This is a genomic window from Gordonia sp. NPDC003585, from assembly GCF_040610755.1.
Taxonomy (GTDB): Bacteria; Actinomycetota; Actinomycetes; order Mycobacteriales; family Mycobacteriaceae; genus Gordonia.
Genome location: NZ_JBEXMX010000062.1, coordinates 16,034 through 32,841, shown reverse-complemented (window position 1 = coordinate 32,841; position 16,808 = coordinate 16,034). Strand labels below are relative to the sequence as shown.

General features: G+C 66.0%; 19 protein-coding genes. 7 read left to right on the top strand and 12 right to left on the bottom strand.

Going from position 1 to position 16,808, the window contains the following annotated elements:
* The coding region (locus ABZW74_RS16925) for an HNH endonuclease signature motif containing protein (RefSeq protein ID WP_355277738.1) at positions 1-357 on the top strand (357 nt) is incomplete at its 5' end.
* A 5-nt stretch (positions 358-362) separates the two neighbouring features.
* On the opposite strand, the gene ABZW74_RS16920 is transcribed toward ABZW74_RS16925, so the two are convergent.
* The 5 genes from ABZW74_RS16920 to ABZW74_RS16900 all read right to left on the bottom strand — a co-directional run bounded on the left by ABZW74_RS16920 (position 363) and on the right by ABZW74_RS16900 (position 3,120).
* Positions 363-539: a JAB domain-containing protein gene (locus ABZW74_RS16920; protein WP_355277731.1), complete on the bottom strand. Its 177-nt coding sequence runs from the start codon at positions 537-539 to the stop codon at positions 363-365.
* The gene (locus ABZW74_RS16915; protein WP_355277744.1) at positions 497-952 is read right to left on the bottom strand and encodes a UPF0758 domain-containing protein; all 456 of its coding nucleotides are present in this window, start codon (positions 950-952) and stop codon (positions 497-499) included. Before ABZW74_RS16915 ends, ABZW74_RS16920 begins: the two co-directional genes overlap by 43 nt.
* Positions 953-1,045: 93 nt before the next feature.
* Entirely contained in the window at positions 1,046-1,411 is a 366-nt protein-coding gene (locus ABZW74_RS16910; protein ID WP_355277729.1) for a hypothetical protein, read from the bottom strand.
* Entirely contained in the window at positions 1,408-2,304 is an 897-nt protein-coding gene (locus ABZW74_RS16905) for an SDR family oxidoreductase (protein WP_240861185.1), read from the bottom strand. The genes ABZW74_RS16910 and ABZW74_RS16905 overlap by 4 nt, the downstream gene beginning before the upstream one ends.
* 12 nt (positions 2,305-2,316) lie before the next feature.
* Positions 2,317-3,120, bottom strand: coding sequence for an SDR family oxidoreductase (locus ABZW74_RS16900; RefSeq protein ID WP_240861184.1), 804 nt, complete (start codon positions 3,118-3,120; stop codon positions 2,317-2,319).
* Positions 3,121-3,199: 79 nt separating this feature from the next.
* Here ABZW74_RS16900 and echA20 point away from each other — a divergent pair, with 79 nt between their 5' ends.
* Genes echA20 through ABZW74_RS16880 form a run of 4 tightly spaced genes read left to right on the top strand, consistent with a single transcriptional unit; the run spans position 3,200 to position 6,744 of the window.
* A complete protein-coding gene (gene echA20 / locus ABZW74_RS16895; RefSeq protein WP_240861183.1) occupies positions 3,200-3,988 on the top strand; it encodes a (7aS)-7a-methyl-1,5-dioxo-2,3,5,6,7,7a-hexahydro-1H-indene-carboxyl-CoA hydrolase in 789 nt (262 codons plus the stop codon).
* A 1-nt stretch (position 3,989) separates the two neighbouring features.
* Positions 3,990-4,892, top strand: coding sequence for a CoA-transferase (locus ABZW74_RS16890; protein WP_240861181.1), 903 nt, complete (start codon positions 3,990-3,992; stop codon positions 4,890-4,892).
* Entirely contained in the window at positions 4,889-5,656 is a 768-nt protein-coding gene (locus ABZW74_RS16885) for a CoA-transferase (RefSeq protein ID WP_355277724.1), read from the top strand. Before ABZW74_RS16890 ends, ABZW74_RS16885 begins: the two co-directional genes overlap by 4 nt.
* Positions 5,653-6,744, top strand: a complete 1,092-nt coding sequence (locus ABZW74_RS16880) for a nitronate monooxygenase (protein WP_240861177.1) — start codon at positions 5,653-5,655, stop codon at positions 6,742-6,744. Before ABZW74_RS16885 ends, ABZW74_RS16880 begins: the two co-directional genes overlap by 4 nt.
* A 12-nt stretch (positions 6,745-6,756) precedes the next feature.
* On the opposite strand, the gene ABZW74_RS16875 is transcribed toward ABZW74_RS16880, so the two are convergent.
* Entirely contained in the window at positions 6,757-8,349 is a 1,593-nt protein-coding gene (locus ABZW74_RS16875; RefSeq protein WP_240861175.1) for an acyl-CoA synthetase, read from the bottom strand.
* Positions 8,350-8,478: 129 nt separating this feature from the next.
* Here ABZW74_RS16875 and ABZW74_RS16870 point away from each other — a divergent pair, with 129 nt between their 5' ends.
* Positions 8,479-9,531, top strand: a complete 1,053-nt coding sequence (locus tag ABZW74_RS16870; protein ID WP_355277720.1) for an MBL fold metallo-hydrolase — start codon at positions 8,479-8,481, stop codon at positions 9,529-9,531.
* On the opposite strand, the gene ABZW74_RS16865 is transcribed toward ABZW74_RS16870, so the two are convergent.
* A complete protein-coding gene (locus ABZW74_RS16865; protein WP_355277717.1) occupies positions 9,479-10,105 on the bottom strand; it encodes a TetR family transcriptional regulator in 627 nt (208 codons plus the stop codon). The genes ABZW74_RS16870 and ABZW74_RS16865 overlap by 53 nt on opposite strands.
* 43 nt (positions 10,106-10,148) lie before the next feature.
* On the opposite strand from ABZW74_RS16865, the gene zapE reads away from it, so the two are divergent.
* Positions 10,149-11,117 (top strand): cell division protein ZapE, encoded by a 969-nt coding sequence (gene zapE / locus ABZW74_RS16860; protein WP_355277714.1) that lies wholly within the window; start codon positions 10,149-10,151, stop codon positions 11,115-11,117.
* 10 nt (positions 11,118-11,127) lie between these two features.
* Here zapE and ABZW74_RS16855 read toward each other — a convergent pair whose 3' ends face one another.
* The 5 genes from ABZW74_RS16855 to ABZW74_RS16835 all read right to left on the bottom strand — a co-directional run bounded on the left by ABZW74_RS16855 (position 11,128) and on the right by ABZW74_RS16835 (position 16,788).
* Entirely contained in the window at positions 11,128-11,724 is a 597-nt protein-coding gene (locus ABZW74_RS16855) for a TetR/AcrR family transcriptional regulator (RefSeq protein ID WP_240861171.1), read from the bottom strand.
* A 96-nt stretch (positions 11,725-11,820) separates the two neighbouring features.
* Positions 11,821-13,344, bottom strand: coding sequence for an aldehyde dehydrogenase family protein (locus ABZW74_RS16850; protein ID WP_240861169.1), 1,524 nt, complete (start codon positions 13,342-13,344; stop codon positions 11,821-11,823).
* Positions 13,345-13,512: 168 nt separating this feature from the next.
* Positions 13,513-14,670, bottom strand: a complete 1,158-nt coding sequence (locus ABZW74_RS16845; RefSeq protein ID WP_240861167.1) for an acetyl-CoA C-acetyltransferase — start codon at positions 14,668-14,670, stop codon at positions 13,513-13,515.
* A gap of 28 nt (positions 14,671-14,698) precedes the next feature.
* Positions 14,699-15,511, bottom strand: coding sequence for an SDR family oxidoreductase (locus ABZW74_RS16840; protein WP_240861165.1), 813 nt, complete (start codon positions 15,509-15,511; stop codon positions 14,699-14,701).
* A complete protein-coding gene (locus ABZW74_RS16835) occupies positions 15,508-16,788 on the bottom strand; it encodes an acyl-CoA dehydrogenase family protein (RefSeq protein ID WP_355277709.1) in 1,281 nt (426 codons plus the stop codon). Before ABZW74_RS16835 ends, ABZW74_RS16840 begins: the two co-directional genes overlap by 4 nt.
* Between the last annotated feature and the right edge of the window lie 20 nt (positions 16,789-16,808).

Sequence of the window (16,808 nt, the reverse complement as noted above, 5' to 3'; positions counted from 1 at the left end):
CCCAACCCGGCGCCGATCGACCCCACCGGACACGGTGGGCTACTCGTACCCCCGGTCGGGGCGTTGGACTACGAACCAACAGACGCACAGCGGCGCGCCATCGCGCTGACTGACCACCACTGCCGCGGACCCTACTGCGGACGACCCGTGGCCGAATGCCAACTCGACCACGTCAAGCCCTACAACCATGCCCACCCGATCGACGGCGGCTGGACCATCACCGACGACCTCATCCCGCTGTGCATCCCATGCCACCAGTTCAAGCATCTCGAGATTTGGATACCCACATTGGCCGAAGGACGCGCAGTCATCTGGCGGCACGCGGTCACCGGCAAGGTCATCATCACCTGGCCATAGTCCGGCTACTTCACGTCCGGCGCTGTGATGCTGGCCCAATCGTCGCCACTCACGATGACATGATCAAGGAATCGGATACCTACTTCCCGGGTGGCCCGGCGAAGGCGTTGCGTGGCCTCACGGTCCTCAGTGCTCGGAATCACGGTGCCACCCGGATGGTTGTGCGCCAACGCAATTGCCACCGCATCGTGTCGAAGTGCCAGCGCAAGGATCTCGCGGCGTCGAGGATCAGCAGCAGAACGTGCTCGGTTCGTACGCTGCCGATCCGCGAGATCGCCGCAGCCGCAATGTCTGCCGACGAGGCGACTACCGGTGCGTGAACGAGGGATAGTCGCGAGGATAGTGCGAACGCCGCCACGAGGGTGCTGGCCTTGGCGGCACCGATCCCAGAGTGCCTAGCCAGTTCGTCAACGTCTGCGTTAGCAATTCCGGCCACACCGCCCAGTTCTGCAAGCAATACGGCGGCCAATTCTGTTGCAGGTCTGCCACGCGTGCCCGACCCGAGAAGGATTGCCACCAACTCGGCGTCGCTGAGCGCCGCCGGGCCAAGCGACGCAAGGCGTTCGCGGGGGCGATCACGGACCGGGCGGGACATCAACGGTGGTAAGCCGGGGCCAATCATTCCGGTGACGATAGCGCCCATTTCACGAATGCTTGGGCGGTTGTCAACAGGACAGCAAGATAGTGCTCACACCCGCCGCGGCACCCCGAATCGCGCCACGATGGCCCGGATCTGATCGCCCTCGTCGACGACGAAGGTCTCCGACACCTTGGCCGCCAGCCCGAGAAACTTCGGCGCGACGTGGACATAGTACCGGGTTGACACACTGTGTCCGTCGACCTCCGCCTCGAAATCGCTGATGCGGTGGATCAGACGGAACTGCGGGCCCCGCGCGAGACTGCGCGCGATGTGTGGACCGTTGCGTCCGGTCTTCACCCCGAATTCCACTCGCGTGCAATCGGGATGGAGAGAGACGGCCGACGCGTCGTGGCTCACCAACGCATCGACGTAGGCCTTGGCGGCCGCGATGCGTGCGGCGTCGCGCTCGCTCACCGGGCGCCGTACACGGGCACGGGTTCGGGCGTCTTGGCCAGCAGCTCTTCGACGACGGGACCGAGTTCGGCGGGCTCCCAACGGGATCCCTTGTCACGTTCGACGCTGCGCTGCCACCCGTCGAGCGCGGTGATCCGCCCGCCTTCGACCTCGAAGACGCGGCCGGTGACCGACGCCGATTCGGGTGACCCCAGCCAGACCACGAGTGGGGAGATGTTGGCCGGGTCCATCACATCGAACGAGCCGTCGGCCGGTGCCGCCATCTGTGCGGCCATGTCGTCGCCGGCGCCCATCGTCATCTGCGTGCGAGCCGCGGGGGCGATCGCGTTGGCGGTGACTCCGTAGCCGCCCAGTTCCGCCGCTGCCTGGATGGTGAGACCGAGGATGCCGGCCTTGGCCGCCACGTAGTTGCCCTGGCCGACCGAACCGAACAGTCCCGCACCGGAACTCGTGTTGATGATGCGTCCGGCCGGCTGCCGTCCCGCCTTGGACTCGGCCCGCCAGTACGCGCTGGCGCTCCGCAGGGTGACGAAGTGCCCCTTCAGATGAACCCGCACCACGGCATCCCATTCGTCCTCCGACAGCGACACCAGCATGCGGTCGCGGACGAATCCGGCATTGTTGACCAGGATGTCGAGACGACCGAACTCGCTCACCGCCGTGTCCACCAGCGCGGCACCGTAATCCCAATCGGCGACGTCGCCGACCGAGGCCACAGCTTCCCCACCGGCGGCGCGGATCTCGTCGGCCACGGCCGCTGCCGCGTCGGCCGCATAGTCGTTGACCACGACCCGCGCGCCGTCGGCCGCGAAGGCCAGCGCATGCGCCCGTCCGATACCCTGCCCGGCGCCGGTCACGATCGCGACCCGACCCTCGTTCACCCTGTCACCCAAGACTTTTCCCTCTCAGCTTGCTGTTCCAACCGTCTCGTTGTTCACTGTGGCCGCATCCAGGAAGGCCGGCTTCTCGCCGCCGCCGTGCACCGTCAGCGTCGACCCGGTGACGTATCCGGCCAACGGGGACAGCAGGAATGACACCGCATTTCCGATGTCGGCGGGAGTGGCCATCCGACCCATCGGGATGGTCGCGCCGACCGCAGCGACCCCGTCCGCATCGCCGTAGTGCAGGTGCGACTGTTCGGTCTCGACCGGCCCGGCCACGACGGAGTTGACCCGCACGCGCGGCGCCCATTCGACCGCCAGCGACGACATCAGGTTGTCGAGTCCCGCCTTCGCGGCACCGTAGGCCGATGTCCCCGGCGATGGCCGGTGCCCACTGACGCTCGACACGTTGACGATCGCGCCGCCGTCCGCCTGGGTCTGCATGACGGCGTTGGCGTGGCGCGCGACGATCATCGGCGCCAGCAGGTTGAGTTCGACGATCTTGCCGGTAAACCGGGCCGACGCGTCGGCCGCCGGTACAAACGGCGACCCGCCCGCGTTGTTGACCACCCCGTCGATCCGGCCGTGCTCGTCGGCGATCTGCCGGATCATCGCCTCGACCGCCGCGTCGTCGCGCACGTCGCAGGCCACGAACTCGACGTCGCGCAGGTCGGCGACCACGTTGTCGGGGCTGCGGCCGCAGATCACCGGCACCGCGCCGAGCCCGACGAGCGTCCTGGTGATTCCCGCGCCAACCCCTCGAGCACCGCCGGTCACCAGGACGACCGTGCCTGTCAGGCCCAGATCGACCTGTGACTGCGTCTCCATGGGTGCTACCCTACCAAACAACCAAGCACTTGCTTGGTTCGATTTCTCTGATGTTCGATGCTCGACGAGAGGAGCACGAGTGCCGATCACCACCGACACCACCGCATCCGGGATCGTGACGGTGACCGTCGACTATCCCCCGGTCAACGCACTGCCCTCGGCTGCCTGGTTCGAATTGGCCGACGCGATCACCGCAGCCGGAGACGACCCCGACACCCATGTCGTGGTGCTGCGCGCCGAGGGCCGTGGGTTCAACGCGGGCGTCGACATCAAGGAGATGCAGGCCACCGACGGCTTCGACGCTCTCATCGGCGCCAATCGCGGTTGCGCCGCGGCCTTCTCCGCCGTCTACGACTGCGCGGTCCCGGTGATCGTGGCGGTCAACGGGTTCTGCGTCGGTGGCGGCGTCGGCCTCGTCGGCAACGCCGACGTCATCGTGGCCTCCGACGATGCGGTCTTCGGGTTGCCCGAGGTGGATCGCGGCGCACTCGGCGCGGCCACGCATCTGGCGCGCCTCGTTCCGCAGCACATGATGCGCACGCTGTACTACACGGCCCAGAATGTGACGGCACAGCAACTCGAGCACTTCGGCTCGGTGTATCGCGTCGTGCCGCGCGAGCAATTGCTCGACACCGCACTGGAAGTCGCCGAGATGATCGCCGCCAAGGACACCCGCGTGATCCGGGCGGCGAAGGAAGCGATCAACCACATCGACCCGGTGGACGTGAAGTCGAGTTACCGGCTGGAGCAGGGCTTCACCTTCGAACTCAACCTCGCCGGCGTCGCCGACGAACACCGCGATGCCTTCGTCGCCACCGGAAAGCCCAAAACCAGCGCTGCAGCTCACGCCAACGGAGGACCGGCCTGACATGACGACCGACAAGACCAGCACGCTCGACGACGTGGTGGCCGAGCTGCGCGATGGGATGACCATCGGCATCGGCGGCTGGGGTTCGCGACGCAAACCGATGGCCCTGGTGCGGGCCATCGCCCGGTCCGACGTCAAGGACCTCACGGTGGTCACCTACGGCGGGCCAGATCTCGGTTTGCTGTGCGCCGCAGGCAAAGTCCGGCGCGCGTACTACGGGTTCGTGTCCCTGGACTCGGCGCCGTTCTACGACCCCTGGTTCGCCAAGGCGCGCACGACCGGCGCGATCGAGGTGCGCGAGATGGACGAGGGCATGGTGAAGTGCGGGCTCGAGGCAGCAGCTGCGCGCCTGCCCTTCCTGCCGATTCGCGCGGGTCTGGGCTCGGACGTCCTGCGGTTCTGGGAGGGCGAATTGAAGACGGTCGAGTCGCCGTACGCCGACCCCGACGGGCGAACCCAGACGCTGATCGCCATGCCGGCATTGCGACTCGACGCGGCCTTCGTCCACCTCGACCTCGCCGACAGCTACGGCAACGCCGCCTACACCGGTATCGACCCGTACTTCGACGACCTGTACTGCGCCGCAGCCGATCGCCGCTATCTGGAGACCGACCAGCTGGTGTCCACCGAAGTGCTGGTGAAATCCGTTCCGCAACAGCGCCTTCTGCTGAACCGCATGAACGTCGATCGCGTTGTGCACACCCTCAACGGTGCACACTTCACGTTCGCCGGAGATTACGGCAGGGATGAGAGCTTCCAGCAGTTCTACGTCGAATCCGCCAAGGAACCCGAGACCTGGGAAGCGTTCTCGGAGCGCTTCCTTCGCGTCGACGAGGCAACCTATCAGCGCGAAGTCGCAGCCTGGCAGGCAGAGCGGGCCGAGACAAAGGAGGACGGCAAGTGACGACCACCGAGACCACCGAGACTGCGGTCACTCGGGCCGAGTACTGCGTGATCGCTTGCGCCGAGATCTTTTCCGGTGCAGGCGAGATCCTGGCGTCGCCGATGGCACCCACCCCCCTTCTCGGCGCGCGACTGGCTCGGCTCACCACCGAACCGGACCTGCTCATCACCGACGGCGAGGCGCTGATCTTCGCCGACACCCCGGCCATCGGACGCTCGGGTCCCATCGAGGGCTGGCTGCCATTCCGCAAGGTGTTCGACGTCGTCGCGTCGGGCCGTCGCCATGTGGTGATGGGAGCCAACCAGATCGACCGATTCGGCAACCAGAATCTGTCGGCCTTCGGGCCGCTTCAGCATCCGACGCGCCAGATGTTCGGTGCGCGTGGCGCTCCCGGCAACACCATCAATCACCCGACGAGCTATTGGGTGGCCCGGCACTCGGCACGCGTGTTTGTCGACACGGTCGACATCGTCTGCGGCGTCGGCTACGACAAGGCCGACCCATCCAACCCGGCCTTCGACGACCTCGACATCCACCGTGTGGTGACCAACCTCGGTGTCTTCGACTTCGGCGGGCCCGACCACACCATGCGCGCGCTGTCGTTGCATCCCGGCGTCACGGCCGACGAGGTGGCCGAGAACACGAGCTTCGAGATCGCGGGGCTTACCGACGCCCCCGAGACTCGTCGCCCCACCGATGAGGAACTCGGACTCGTCCGGGACGTACTTGATCCCAAGGGTGTTCGGAATCGAGAAGTTCGATGACGGCATCGGCGCGGGCCGCCTCGCTGCCCACGAAGTTCACCGAGTTGGTCGGCGTCGAGTATCCGGTGGTGCAGACCGGGATGGGCTGGGTCTCGGGCCCGGCACTCACGTCGGCCACGTCGAATGCCGGCGGATTGGGCATCCTCGCGTCGGCGACCATGACCTACCCCGAGCTCGAGGCCGCAGTCGCCAAGACGAAGTCGTTGACCGACAAGCCCTTCGGCGTCAACATCCGTGCCGACGCCACCGATGCCGGGCAGCGGATCGATCTGCTGATCCGCGAGGGTGTCAAGGTCGCGTCGTTCGCGCTGGCACCCAAGCAAGAACTCATCGCCAAGCTCAAAGAACATGGTGTGGTGGTCATCCCGTCCATCGGCGCCGCCAAGCATGCGGTGAAGGTTGCTTCCTGGGGCGCCGACGCGGTCATCGTGCAGGGCGGCGAAGGCGGCGGCCACACCGGACCGGTGGCCACCACCCTGCTGCTGCCGTCGGTGCTGGATGCGTTGTCGGCCAAGGGTATCGACATGCCGGTGGTCGCCGCCGGCGGCTTCTTCGACGGGCGAGGACTGGCCGCCGCGCTGGCCTACGGGGCCGAAGGTGTCGCGATGGGCACGCGCTTTCTGCTCACCTCCGACAGCGCCGTCCCCGACACCGTCAAGCAGGAATACTTGCAACGAGGTCTCGGTGACACCGTGGTGTCGGTGAAGGTTGACGGCATGCCGCATCGGGTGCTGCGCACCCCGCTCGTCGAAGCACTCGAAGGCGGCAGCCGGGTCAAGGCACTGTACGCGGCGGCACGAAATGCCAACGAGTTCAAGCAGATGACCGGGATGCGGTGGACCACGATGCTGCGCGACGGACGGTCGATGCGCAAATCCGGTGAGCGCACCTGGCAACAGATCATCATGGCCGGCAACACCCCCATGCTGCTCAAAGCCGGGCTGGTTGAGGGCGACACCCGTGCGGGTGTGCTGGCGTCGGGCCAGGTGGTCGGCATGATCGACGACCTGCCCAGCTGCGACGAACTCATTCAATCGATCATGACGCAAGCGCATGAACGACTGAAGGCACTCGGCTCGTTGGGGTGAGCCCGGCGACCGTCACGTGGCGATGCCGGCATGCTCGGTGCGTAGGTCTTTCTTGAGGATCTTGCCGCTCGGGTTCTTCGGTAGCGCGTCGGCGAACACCACGTACTTGGGTCGTTTGTAGCCGGCGAGAATGTCCGAAAGATGTTTTTCGACATCGTCTTCGGTGATCGTTGCCCCCTCCTTGGGGACAACGACGGCGGTGACCGCCTCGATCCATTTGGGATGCGGCACACCGAACACCGCGACCTCGGCCACGCCGTCGAGGCGGTAGATCGCCTCCTCGACCTCGCGTGAGGCGACGTTCTCGCCGCCGGTCTTGATCATGTCCTTCTTGCGGTCGACCACTGCCAGATAGCCGTCGGCGTCGATGACACCCAGATCGCCGGAATGGAACCACCCGTTGCGGAAGGCCGCCGCGGTCTTCTCCTCATCGTTGTAGTAGCCGAGGCACGCGTGCGGGCTGCGGTGCACGATCTCGCCGACCTCACCGGTGGGCACCGGGTTGTCCTCGTCGTCGACCACCCTGGTCTCTACGTTGAGCGCAGCCCGACCCGCCGAGCCTGCGTGCTCGATCTGTTCGTGCGGCAACAGGATCGTGGCGAGCGGCGACATCTCGGTCTGGCCGTAGAAGTTCCACAGCGACACCTGCGGAAGGCGTTGTGCCATCTCACGCAACACCTCGACCGGCATAGCCGACGCTCCGTAGTAGCCCTTGCGCAACGACGACAGGTCGCGACGGTCGAAATCGGGGTGACGCAGCAACGAGATCCACACGGTCGGTGGGCAGAACAGTTTGGTGACGCCGCGCGATTCGATCGTCTCGAGGACCGTCGCCGGATCGGGTCCCGGCAGGATGATGCTGGTCGCGCCCAGGTACACGTCGACCGACAGGAAACAGTCCAGCTGGGCGCAGTGAAACAGTGGGAGCGAATGGATTTCGATGTCGTCGGCGCTCATCCCGCCGTCGATGACACACGAAACATACTGATTGATCAGCGATTTCGAGGACAGCAGCACACCCTTGGGCCGCGATTCGGTGCCCGAGGTGTACATCAGCCGCAGCGGATCGTCGTCAGCGACGGACACCTGCGGTGGCGTCGCATCACCGTCGAGCATCCACGCGTCGACGTCCTCCCACTCGGTGTCGGGACGGTCGGGACCGGTGGTGATGAATCCTCCGACCACGTCGACACCGGCCTGCTGCACAGCGTCGGTGACGACCGGCGCCAGAGCGTCCTCGGCCACCACGGCCGACGCCCCTGAGTGTTCGAGAATGTAGGCGATCTCGGCGGCACCCAACCCGAAGTTCACCGGCACGAGGATGACGCCGAGCCGGGCGGTCGCGTAGTGGAGGACCGCGAACTGCCAGTTGTTGTGGCTGACGAGGGCCAGTCGTTGCCCCTTGTCGAGCCCGCGCGCGACAAGAGCGTTGGCACATCGATTGACCGCCGCGTCGAACTCGGCGAAGGTCAACTCGCGCGACCCGTTGATGATAGCGACCTTGTCCGGTAGTCGCGCGGCGGTGCGTCGAAGCAGGTCAGACAGGGTTTGCTGCCGTGCGACCTGAATTGCCGCATCTGTCTGGGGCGTGAACTGACCGACCATGCGTGAACCCCTTCGTCCGTGTTACTCACGTCACAGTAGCAACTTGTTGTTGAGCGCAACCAAGTGCTGTGATCGTATGGATTTGAGGCCGTCGTCAGCCCTGACGCGTGTCGGCCTTCAGGAGGTTTGATGCATACGATCGAGGTCACCGGTCACCACCAGCGCGAGGCGTGGGCCGCCAAACAGATGCCGCGGGTCGAGGAAGTCCGACCGGGCCTGTGGTCGATCCCGGTGCCGATGCCCGGCAATCCACTGCGCTACATCCTCGTCTACGCGCTCGCACTTCCCGACGGACTTGCTCTGATCGACACCGGATGGAATGCCGACGAGTCGTGGCAGGCGCTGGTGAACGGCATCCATGCCACCGGTCACGACATCGCCGACGTGCGGCATGTGTCGATCACACACCTACATCCCGACCATTTCGGCCTGGTCCCGCGCCTCCTCGAACACGCCGATCCGGTGCTGGCGATGCACCGCAACGACGCACGGCACCTGCGGTATCACACCGATGCCGAGGTGGCCGCCGAGATCGACGCCGAGATCGCCGAATCCGAGACGCTCGGCGGCCCGCGCATCGATCCGTCCCGTAGTGGCCTCAACGTGTTCGTCCGACTGCCCGACGGACGCAAGGTCGACGTCGAACTCGACCACGATGAGCCGCTCAACCTTCCGGGCTGGAACGTCCGCGCGATGTGGACCCCCGGCCACACCGCCGGACACATGTGTTTCGCCGACGACGACGCCGGCGTGATGTTCACCGGCGATCATCTGCTTCCGCGCATCAGCCCGAACGTGTCGACGAGTATTTTCAGTTCGCCCGATCCGCTCGCCGAATACCTCGTGTCGCTGGCGAATACCGAGAACGTCGGCGATCTCGAGGCATTGCCGTCGCACGAGTACCGGTTCCGTGGGCTCGCCGATCGCGTCACCGACCTGTTGGGCCATCACGAGCAACGGCTCGACGAGATCACCGCCGCCGTGCGCAAGGATCCGGAGTCCACGCCCTGGGAGATCACCCGATCGGTCACCTGGTCCCGACCGTTCTCCGAACTCTCGGAAGGCTTGGCGTACATGGCGTTACGCGAAACCAACGCGCACCTCATCGTCCTCGGTGAGCGCGGTGTCCTCACCGCGACGCCGGGCCCGCCGATCCGCTGGTCGGCGGCGGTTCCGAACTGATCGGCAACATTCTCTCCACCAACGGTCGCACCGTCTCTGCGAGGTCTCCCCTGCCAACTCCCGCTCGACGATGCAGCCCGTACGTGTGAGCGGCGACAATTCCCTCCAGCACGGTGACCAGTTCATCGGCCGCAGTACGAGAATCAGCCGCACGAGGATCGGAAGCCGACAGCGCGGTCATCAATCGTTCTGCTGCCGGCAGCGAGAAGAAGCACCGGGACAGCGCATCTCGCGTGCCGACGGCCAGCGAGGGGTCGAGGGCCAGGGCCAGCCTGGCGAACACATCGGCACGTCGTTCGGTGAGTAATTCATCGAGATAGTCCGCGATCAATACTCCCGGAAGCATCGGCTCCCCGGCCATCCGCGACTCGAACCGCTCGCGTGAGCGTTCCACCAAACGCTCCGCCGCGGCCCCGACCAGCGCCTCTCTTGTCCGGTAGTAGTACGACGTCGAGCCCCGAGGCAGATCGAGCCGACGGTCGACGCCCTGATGGGTGACTGCGTGCGTACCACCGGTTGCAGCAAGCTCGATGGCCGCGTCGCAGATGGCAGGCCGACGGCCGGGGCGAGGCATGCATCGACGGTAGCACAAGACTCTATGATGATAGAGTTACCGTATGCAGTCACCGCGTCGGCGTCGATCCCCGCAGGTCATCGCCGGTCCGCACACATTCGACGAGGCAGCAGCACGTGCCGGCTTCACGCTCGACCCGACACAGAGTCGCGCCGCCACAGTGCTGCGCGAGAGCGACCGCTGGCTGTACCTGACCGGACCACCCGGTCGCGGCAAATCGTGGCTCATGGACGTGTTCGCATCGGCACTACCGACTCAAGCTGTCCTGCGGGTTCACTGGCACACCTTCATACGGGACCTCCATCACGCGATTCGGCGAGCGGGCGGGCTCGACCCGGCAGTGGCCGAACTGATCGGCTCACGTTCGGTGGTGTGCTTCGATGACTTCGACGTCGACGACCCGGCCGACGGGATCTTCGTCGCGAGAATCCTCCGCTACGCAGCCGAACACGGTGTGCGCGTGGTGTTCACGTCGAACCGCACCCCCACCGAACTCATGCCGAACCCGCTGTTCCACGATGGTTTCCTACCGACGATCAATCTGATCCAAAACTCGTGCACCACAATTCTTTTGGATGCGGGCGTGGACTATCGGACGGTATCGAGTCGCGATTCCGGATTCGCGTCGGGACGATGGACCACCACCATCCCCGCAGACGCCGTGGAGTATCGATGCCCAGTGTCCGTTGCCGACCGGACGCTGCCGGCACGACGCGCCGAACCGCACCTTCTGTGGGTCGACTTCGCGGACATCTGCGGACGTCCGCTCGGCGCCACCGACTATCTGACCCTCAGCGATCGCTTCCGCCGATGGATGGTCACCGGAATCCCCGACCTGTCTACCGCGGGTCGCGAACCGGCACAACGGTTCCTGCATCTTGTCGACGTCCTCTACGACCGCGACATCGCCACCACCTTCGTCTCCGACGTCCCTCGTGAGTATTTCGGCCGACGTGGACCGGTACCGATGGCAACACCACGGCTACTCAGCAGGCTCGGAGAGCTCGGGTGAGGGCGGGCGGCTACCGCGGGAGGATGCCGTCGAGGACGACGGACAGGTACTGATCGGCGATCGCCTCGACGGTGAGGGTTCCACCTGGGCGGTACCAGCGCACGGCGACCCACACGGTGTCGCGCATGAAGCGGTAGACGAGTTCGACGTCGAGGTCGGCCCGGAACTCGCCGTCGTCGACGCCGCGTTGCAGCACCGACTGCCAGAGTTGCCGGAACTCGGTGTTGAGTTCGCCGATGTAGGCGAAACGTGCTTGTCCGGCAAGGCGTTTGGCTTCGTCTTGGTAGATCGCGACGGCGTTGCGCTGGGCGTCGATCGACTCGAAGGACGCAATCACCAACTGGCGCAACGTCTCGGTGGCCGTGAGACCGGCAGCGGCGATCGCGCGGTAGCGGTCGAAGAGGTCGTCGAGGAAGCCACGCAAGATCTCGTCGACCATCGACTCCTTGGAGTCGAAATGGTGATAGAGGCTGCCCGACAGAATCCCGGCGGCGTCGGCGATGTCACGCACCGTGGTGGATCGCAGACCCTGCTCGGCGAACATCCGCCCGGCCGTGGCCAGCAACTCGTCGCGACGCGACGTCTGCGTGCTATTGCGTGGTGACACCACACCTCCTGAGGGTCTGACCCACCCTAGCAAGCGCTTGGCCGGGACCGTCTCACAACGGCCCCGGCCAAGGGGGTGTCACATCAGCAGAACAGGTCAGCGCAGGCGCTTGCGCACCTTCTTCATCGCACGCTTGTTGAAGAAGTTCCACATCTTCATCTGGTTGTTCGTCAGCTTCGTGTCCTTGGGCAGGAACGGCGGCGACATCATCTCGGCGATCGACACCGGCAGTGTCGAGAAGGCGATCGCACGTGCGTGGCTGAACGTCTCGAAACCGGTCTTGCCGTGGTAGCCACCCATGCCCGAGCGACCGACGCCACCGAACGGCAGGTCGGCGCCGAACATGTGTGCGGCGAAGTCGTTGCCGTTGATCGAACCGCTGCGCGTGCCGTCGGCGAGCGCGGCGAAACGGTCGTTGTCGTCGCCGCACCAGTACATGGTCAGCGGATGCGGATGCGACGTGATGTGGCTGATCACCTCACCGAACTCGCGGTAGGGGTACACGGTGAGGACCGGACCGAAGACCTCGTCCTCCTCGATCTTCATGCCGGCCTTGACCCCGGTCAGCAGCGTCGGCGGGATCTTGCGGCGCTCGGCGTCCGGCAGCGGCTCGCCACCCGGGATCACCTGACGCTTTGCCGCTCCCAGCGACTCGGCATCCTCGATCAGTCCGACGATGCGGTCGTAGTTCTTCTGGTTGATCGTCGACGTGAACTGCTCGTTGTCGTAGATCGTCGGGAAGTTCTTGGTCCAGCGTGCGACCACCTTGTCGGTGAACTCACCCAGCTTCGATTCGGGAACGAACACGTAGTCGGGGCACAGGCACACCTGGCCACCGTTGACCATGCGGGCGTCGGCCAGCATGTTGGCGGCCTTGTCGATGTCGGCATCGACGTCGACGACGGCCGGGTTCTTGCCGCCCAGCTCGAGCGTCACCGGCACGAGGTTCTTCGCGGCCTCCTGCGCCACCGACGCGCCGACGTCGGGCGACCCGGTGAAGAACATGTGGTCGACCTTGAGCTTGGCGAAGTCCGACCCCGAACCGTGCTTGGGTGTTATGACCGCCAACTCTTCGATCGAGAAGTACTTGGGCGCATGCTTGGCGACCACCTCGGTGCAGCGTGCGGTGATCGACGACGGACGCATGACGACGCGGTTACCCGCCGCGAAGGCCGAACCCGCCGGCACGAAGGTCAGCTGCAGTGGGAAGTTCCACGGGCCCATGATTCCGACGACGCCGAGCGGGTCGTGGCGCACCCGCTGCTTGAAGCCGAGCATTCCCTGCAGCTTGGCGGTGTTGGTCTCGGCCATCCACTCCTTGACGCCCCGGCGCTGGTGGGCGAGGTCGATCATGCAGCCGGCGACGTCGGTGGCCAGCGACAGCTCGCGCGGTCGCGAACCGAAGTCCTCGGCGAGCGCTTCCGCGATCTCCTCGGCGTTGTCGAGCAGCAGCGCCGACAGTCGAGTGATGCGGTCGATGCGAACGTCCGCGCTCGGGATGCCGTCGCGCAAGAACGCGGCCCGCTGGATCTCGACCAGCTCTGCCATCGTGTGTTCTTCAGATGACTCGCGGCGATCCGCGTTTGTCACCCCGGCGCCGGTCTCAGCAGGCTTGGTCATCGAGATCCTCCGATTTGGTCGTGATGTGGCGGTTGAAACGAATATGTCCGCCCGTTCCACACCATAGTATGCGCCAGATCACAGGCATGTGGCTACGCCTGTTGTCAGAAGGATCGGGACACGACGGCCACAGATCAGGCCATCGTCACCGGCTGAGACCGGCCCGGCTCAGCCCAGGCGCTCGATGATCGTCACGTTGGCCGTGCCACCGCCCTCGCACATCGTCTGCAGGCCGTAGCGGCCCCCGGTGCGTTCGAGTTCGCCCAGCAGGGTCGCGAACAGTTTCGCGCCGGTGGCGCCGAGCGGGTGGCCGAGCGCGATGGCGCCACCATTCGGATTGACCTTCGCGGGATCGGCGCCGGTCTCCTTCAACCATGCCAATACGACGGGCGCGAAGGCCTCGTTGATCTCCACGACGTCGATGTCGTCGATGCTCAGACCGGTCTTCTCGAGCGCGTACTTGGTCGCGGGGATGGGTGCGGACAGCATCATCACCGGGTCGTCGCCGCGCACCGACAGGTGATGGATGCGCGCACGCGGCGTCAGACCGTGCTCCTTGAGTGCCTTCTCGGACACGACGAGCGCGGCCGACGAACCGTCCGCGATCTGCGACGCGACCGCCGCGGTCAGCACCGACCCCTCGGCGAGCGGCGCGAGACCGGCCATCTTCTCCATCGACGTCTCCCGTGGGCATTCGTCGACGACGCAGTCGCCGAGCGGGACGTTCTCGTTGTCGAAGCGGCCGGCCGCGATGGCCGCGCGGGCGCGTTCATGCGACTGCAGCGCCCACCGCTCGAGATCTTCCCGGGACAGATCCCAGCGCTGGGCCATCATGTCGGCGCCGACGAACTGCGAGATCTGCGCGTCGCCGAATCGCTCCTGCCAGCCCACCGACTCCGCGGTCGGCGTGCTGTAGCCGAACTCCTTGCCCGCGATCATCGCCTGCGAGATCGGGATGGCACTCATGTTCTGCAGTCCACCCGCGACGACGATGTCCTGGGTGCCGCTCATGACGCCCTGCGCGGCGAAATGGATGGCCTGCTGCGACGACCCGCACTGCCGATCCACTGTTGTCCCAGGCACTTCCAGCGGCATACCGGCGGCGAGCCATGCGGTCCGGGCCACGTTGCCCGCCTGCCCGCCGATGGTGTCGAGGCAGCCGAACACCACGTCGTCGACGGCGGCCGGGTCGATCCCGGTGCGCTCGACGAGTGCGGAGATGATGTGGGCGCCGAGATCGGCGGGATGGGTCTTGGCGAGTGAGCCATTGCGTTTGCCGACCGGGGTGCGGATCGCGTCGACGATGTAGGCCTGCGGAGTGGACATGGTTGCTCCTGGTGGTTGTTGTTGTCGGTCAAGCTCGTTGGCTGGAGATGGAGACCACCTCGCCGGTCAGGTACGTGGTGTAGTCGCTGGCCAGCATGGCGATCGTCGCGGCAACCTCCCACACCTCCGCGGCTCGGCCGTAGGCCTCCCGGGACGCGAGTTCGTCGAGCAGGTCGTCGCTGGTCACCTTGGCCAGGAAGGGGTGTTTGGCGATCGATGGTGCGACCGCGTTGATGCGCACCCCCACGTCGGCGGCTTCCACTGCGGCACAACGGGTCAGCGCCATGACACCAGCCTTGGCCGCCGCATAGTGCGCCTGACCGCGTTGCGCACGCCAGCCGAGCACCGACGCGTTGTTGACGATCACCCCATTGTGTTCGACGCCGCCGAAGTAGCGCAGCGCAGCGCGCGTTGCACGGAAGGTACCGGTGAGGGTGATGTCGACAACGCGGTCCCACTCCTCGTCGGACATCTCGGCGACCGGCGTCTCCCCGCCCAGGCCGGCGTTGTTGACCAGCACGTCGATGCGGCCCAGTTCGGTTGCGGCACTGTCGATCAGCGCGTCGACCTGCGCGGTCTCCTGCACGTTGCAGGGAACCTGCGACACGGCGCGCTCGGGGAACTCATCGGCGAGTTTCCGGGCCGCCTCGCCGAGTCGGCGTTCGTGCCAGTCGCTGACGAGGACGTCGGCGCCCTCGAGCAGGGCACGGCGCGCGCTCGCAAAACCGATGCCGGTGCCCGCGGCCGCGGTGACCACCACCTTCTTGCCGAGCAGCAAACCGTGCCCGGGGATCTCGGTGGGGACAGCCGCGAGCGGTGAGCGCACTGGGGTCTGGGTCATGACTGCCGGGCCTCTCGGGGTAGGCCGAGCACGCGCTCGGCGATGATGTTGCGCTGCACCTCATTCGAACCGCCATAAATGGTGTCGGCGCGGGTGAACAGGAACAGTCGTTGCCAGTCGTCGAGTTCGACGTTCTCGGGATCGGTGATGTCGTTGACCACACCTTCGACGGTGGCCGCGGGAGCGATCAACGACGGCGCACCGACCACGTCCACTGCAAGCTCACCGAGATCCCGATGCCAGTTGGCCCACAACAACTTCGACACCGAGGCGGCCCCAGCCTGATTCGTTACGTCCCCATCGAGGGTGCGCTGAGCGTGCGCACCCATCACCTTCAGGCCGATCGATGCCCGCGCCAGCCGGCTCGCGATCTCCGGATCATCGATGGCGCCATTGCTTTTCGCGGTGTCGACGAGGTTGTCGAGTTCGCGGGCAAATCCCACCTGCTGCCCGAGCGTGGACACGCCACGCTCGAACTGCAAGAGCCCCATCGCGACCTTCCAGCCGTCGCCGGGTTCACCCACGATGAGGTCGGCGTCGGCGACGGCGTCGTCGAAGAACACCTCGTTGAATTCCGATGTGCCGGTGAGTTGTTGAATCGGCCGGACGGTGACGCCGGGCTGGTCGATCGGCACCAGCAAGAAGCTGAGTCCACTGTGCCGCGTGGAGCCAGGCTCGGTGCGGCACAGTACGAACACCCATTGGGCCACATGGGCGAGGGAGGTCCAGATCTTCTGTCCGTTGACGATCCAGCGTCCGTCGTCGAGCCGAGCGGTGGTCGACACACCCGCCAGATCCGACCCGGCGCCGGGTTCGGAATAGCCCTGCGCCCACAGCTCGGTGACGTCGACGATACCGGGCAGGAAGCGCTGCTTCTGCTCCTCGGTCCCGAACTCGATCAGTGTGGGTCCGAGAAGTTCTTCGCCGAGGTGGTTGACGCGAGCGGGTGCGTTGGCGCGGGCGTATTCGCGGTGAAAGATGATGCGCTGTTCCAGCGTCGCACCGCGTCCGCCGTACCGGGCGGGCCAGCCCAGGCAGGTCCAACCAGAAGCGGCGAGATGTCGATCCCAGGCCAGCCGGCCGTCGAAGAACTCGTGCTCGCTACCCGGGCCGCCGCGACCCCTGAGGTACTCGAACTCACCGGCGAGATTCTCGTCGAGCCACGCACGCACGGCTGCGGCGAACTCGTCGGCGGCACGGGGCGTCGACTCTGCCGACCGACTCCGGGCCCATTCGCCGAGGTCGACGGCCCGATCCGCGAGGTTGATCGAGGTCATGACCGTCAGCATAGCCCACC

Excerpts from the sequence above, each read along its gene's own strand:
- ABZW74_RS16915 (WP_355277744.1), bottom strand. The coding sequence starts at position 952 with ATGTCCCGCCCGGTCCGTGATCGCCCCCGCGAACGCCTTGCGTCGCTT.
- ABZW74_RS16900 (WP_240861184.1), bottom strand. The coding sequence starts at position 3,120 with ATGGAGACGCAGTCACAGGTCGATCTGGGCCTGACAGGCACGGTCGTC.
- ABZW74_RS16890 (WP_240861181.1), top strand. The coding sequence starts at position 3,990 with ATGACGACCGACAAGACCAGCACGCTCGACGACGTGGTGGCCGAGCTG.
- ABZW74_RS16880 (WP_240861177.1), top strand. The coding sequence starts at position 5,653 with ATGACGGCATCGGCGCGGGCCGCCTCGCTGCCCACGAAGTTCACCGAG.
- ABZW74_RS16875 (WP_240861175.1), bottom strand. The coding sequence starts at position 8,349 with ATGGTCGGTCAGTTCACGCCCCAGACAGATGCGGCAATTCAGGTCGCA.
- ABZW74_RS16870 (WP_355277720.1), top strand. The coding sequence starts at position 8,479 with ATGCATACGATCGAGGTCACCGGTCACCACCAGCGCGAGGCGTGGGCC.
- ABZW74_RS16865 (WP_355277717.1), bottom strand. The coding sequence starts at position 10,105 with ATGCCTCGCCCCGGCCGTCGGCCTGCCATCTGCGACGCGGCCATCGAG.
- zapE (WP_355277714.1), top strand. The coding sequence starts at position 10,149 with ATGCAGTCACCGCGTCGGCGTCGATCCCCGCAGGTCATCGCCGGTCCG.
- ABZW74_RS16850 (WP_240861169.1), bottom strand. The coding sequence starts at position 13,344 with ATGACCAAGCCTGCTGAGACCGGCGCCGGGGTGACAAACGCGGATCGC.
- ABZW74_RS16845 (WP_240861167.1), bottom strand. The coding sequence starts at position 14,670 with ATGTCCACTCCGCAGGCCTACATCGTCGACGCGATCCGCACCCCGGTC.
- ABZW74_RS16840 (WP_240861165.1), bottom strand. The coding sequence starts at position 15,511 with ATGACCCAGACCCCAGTGCGCTCACCGCTCGCGGCTGTCCCCACCGAG.
- ABZW74_RS16835 (WP_355277709.1), bottom strand. The coding sequence starts at position 16,788 with ATGACCTCGATCAACCTCGCGGATCGGGCCGTCGACCTCGGCGAATGG.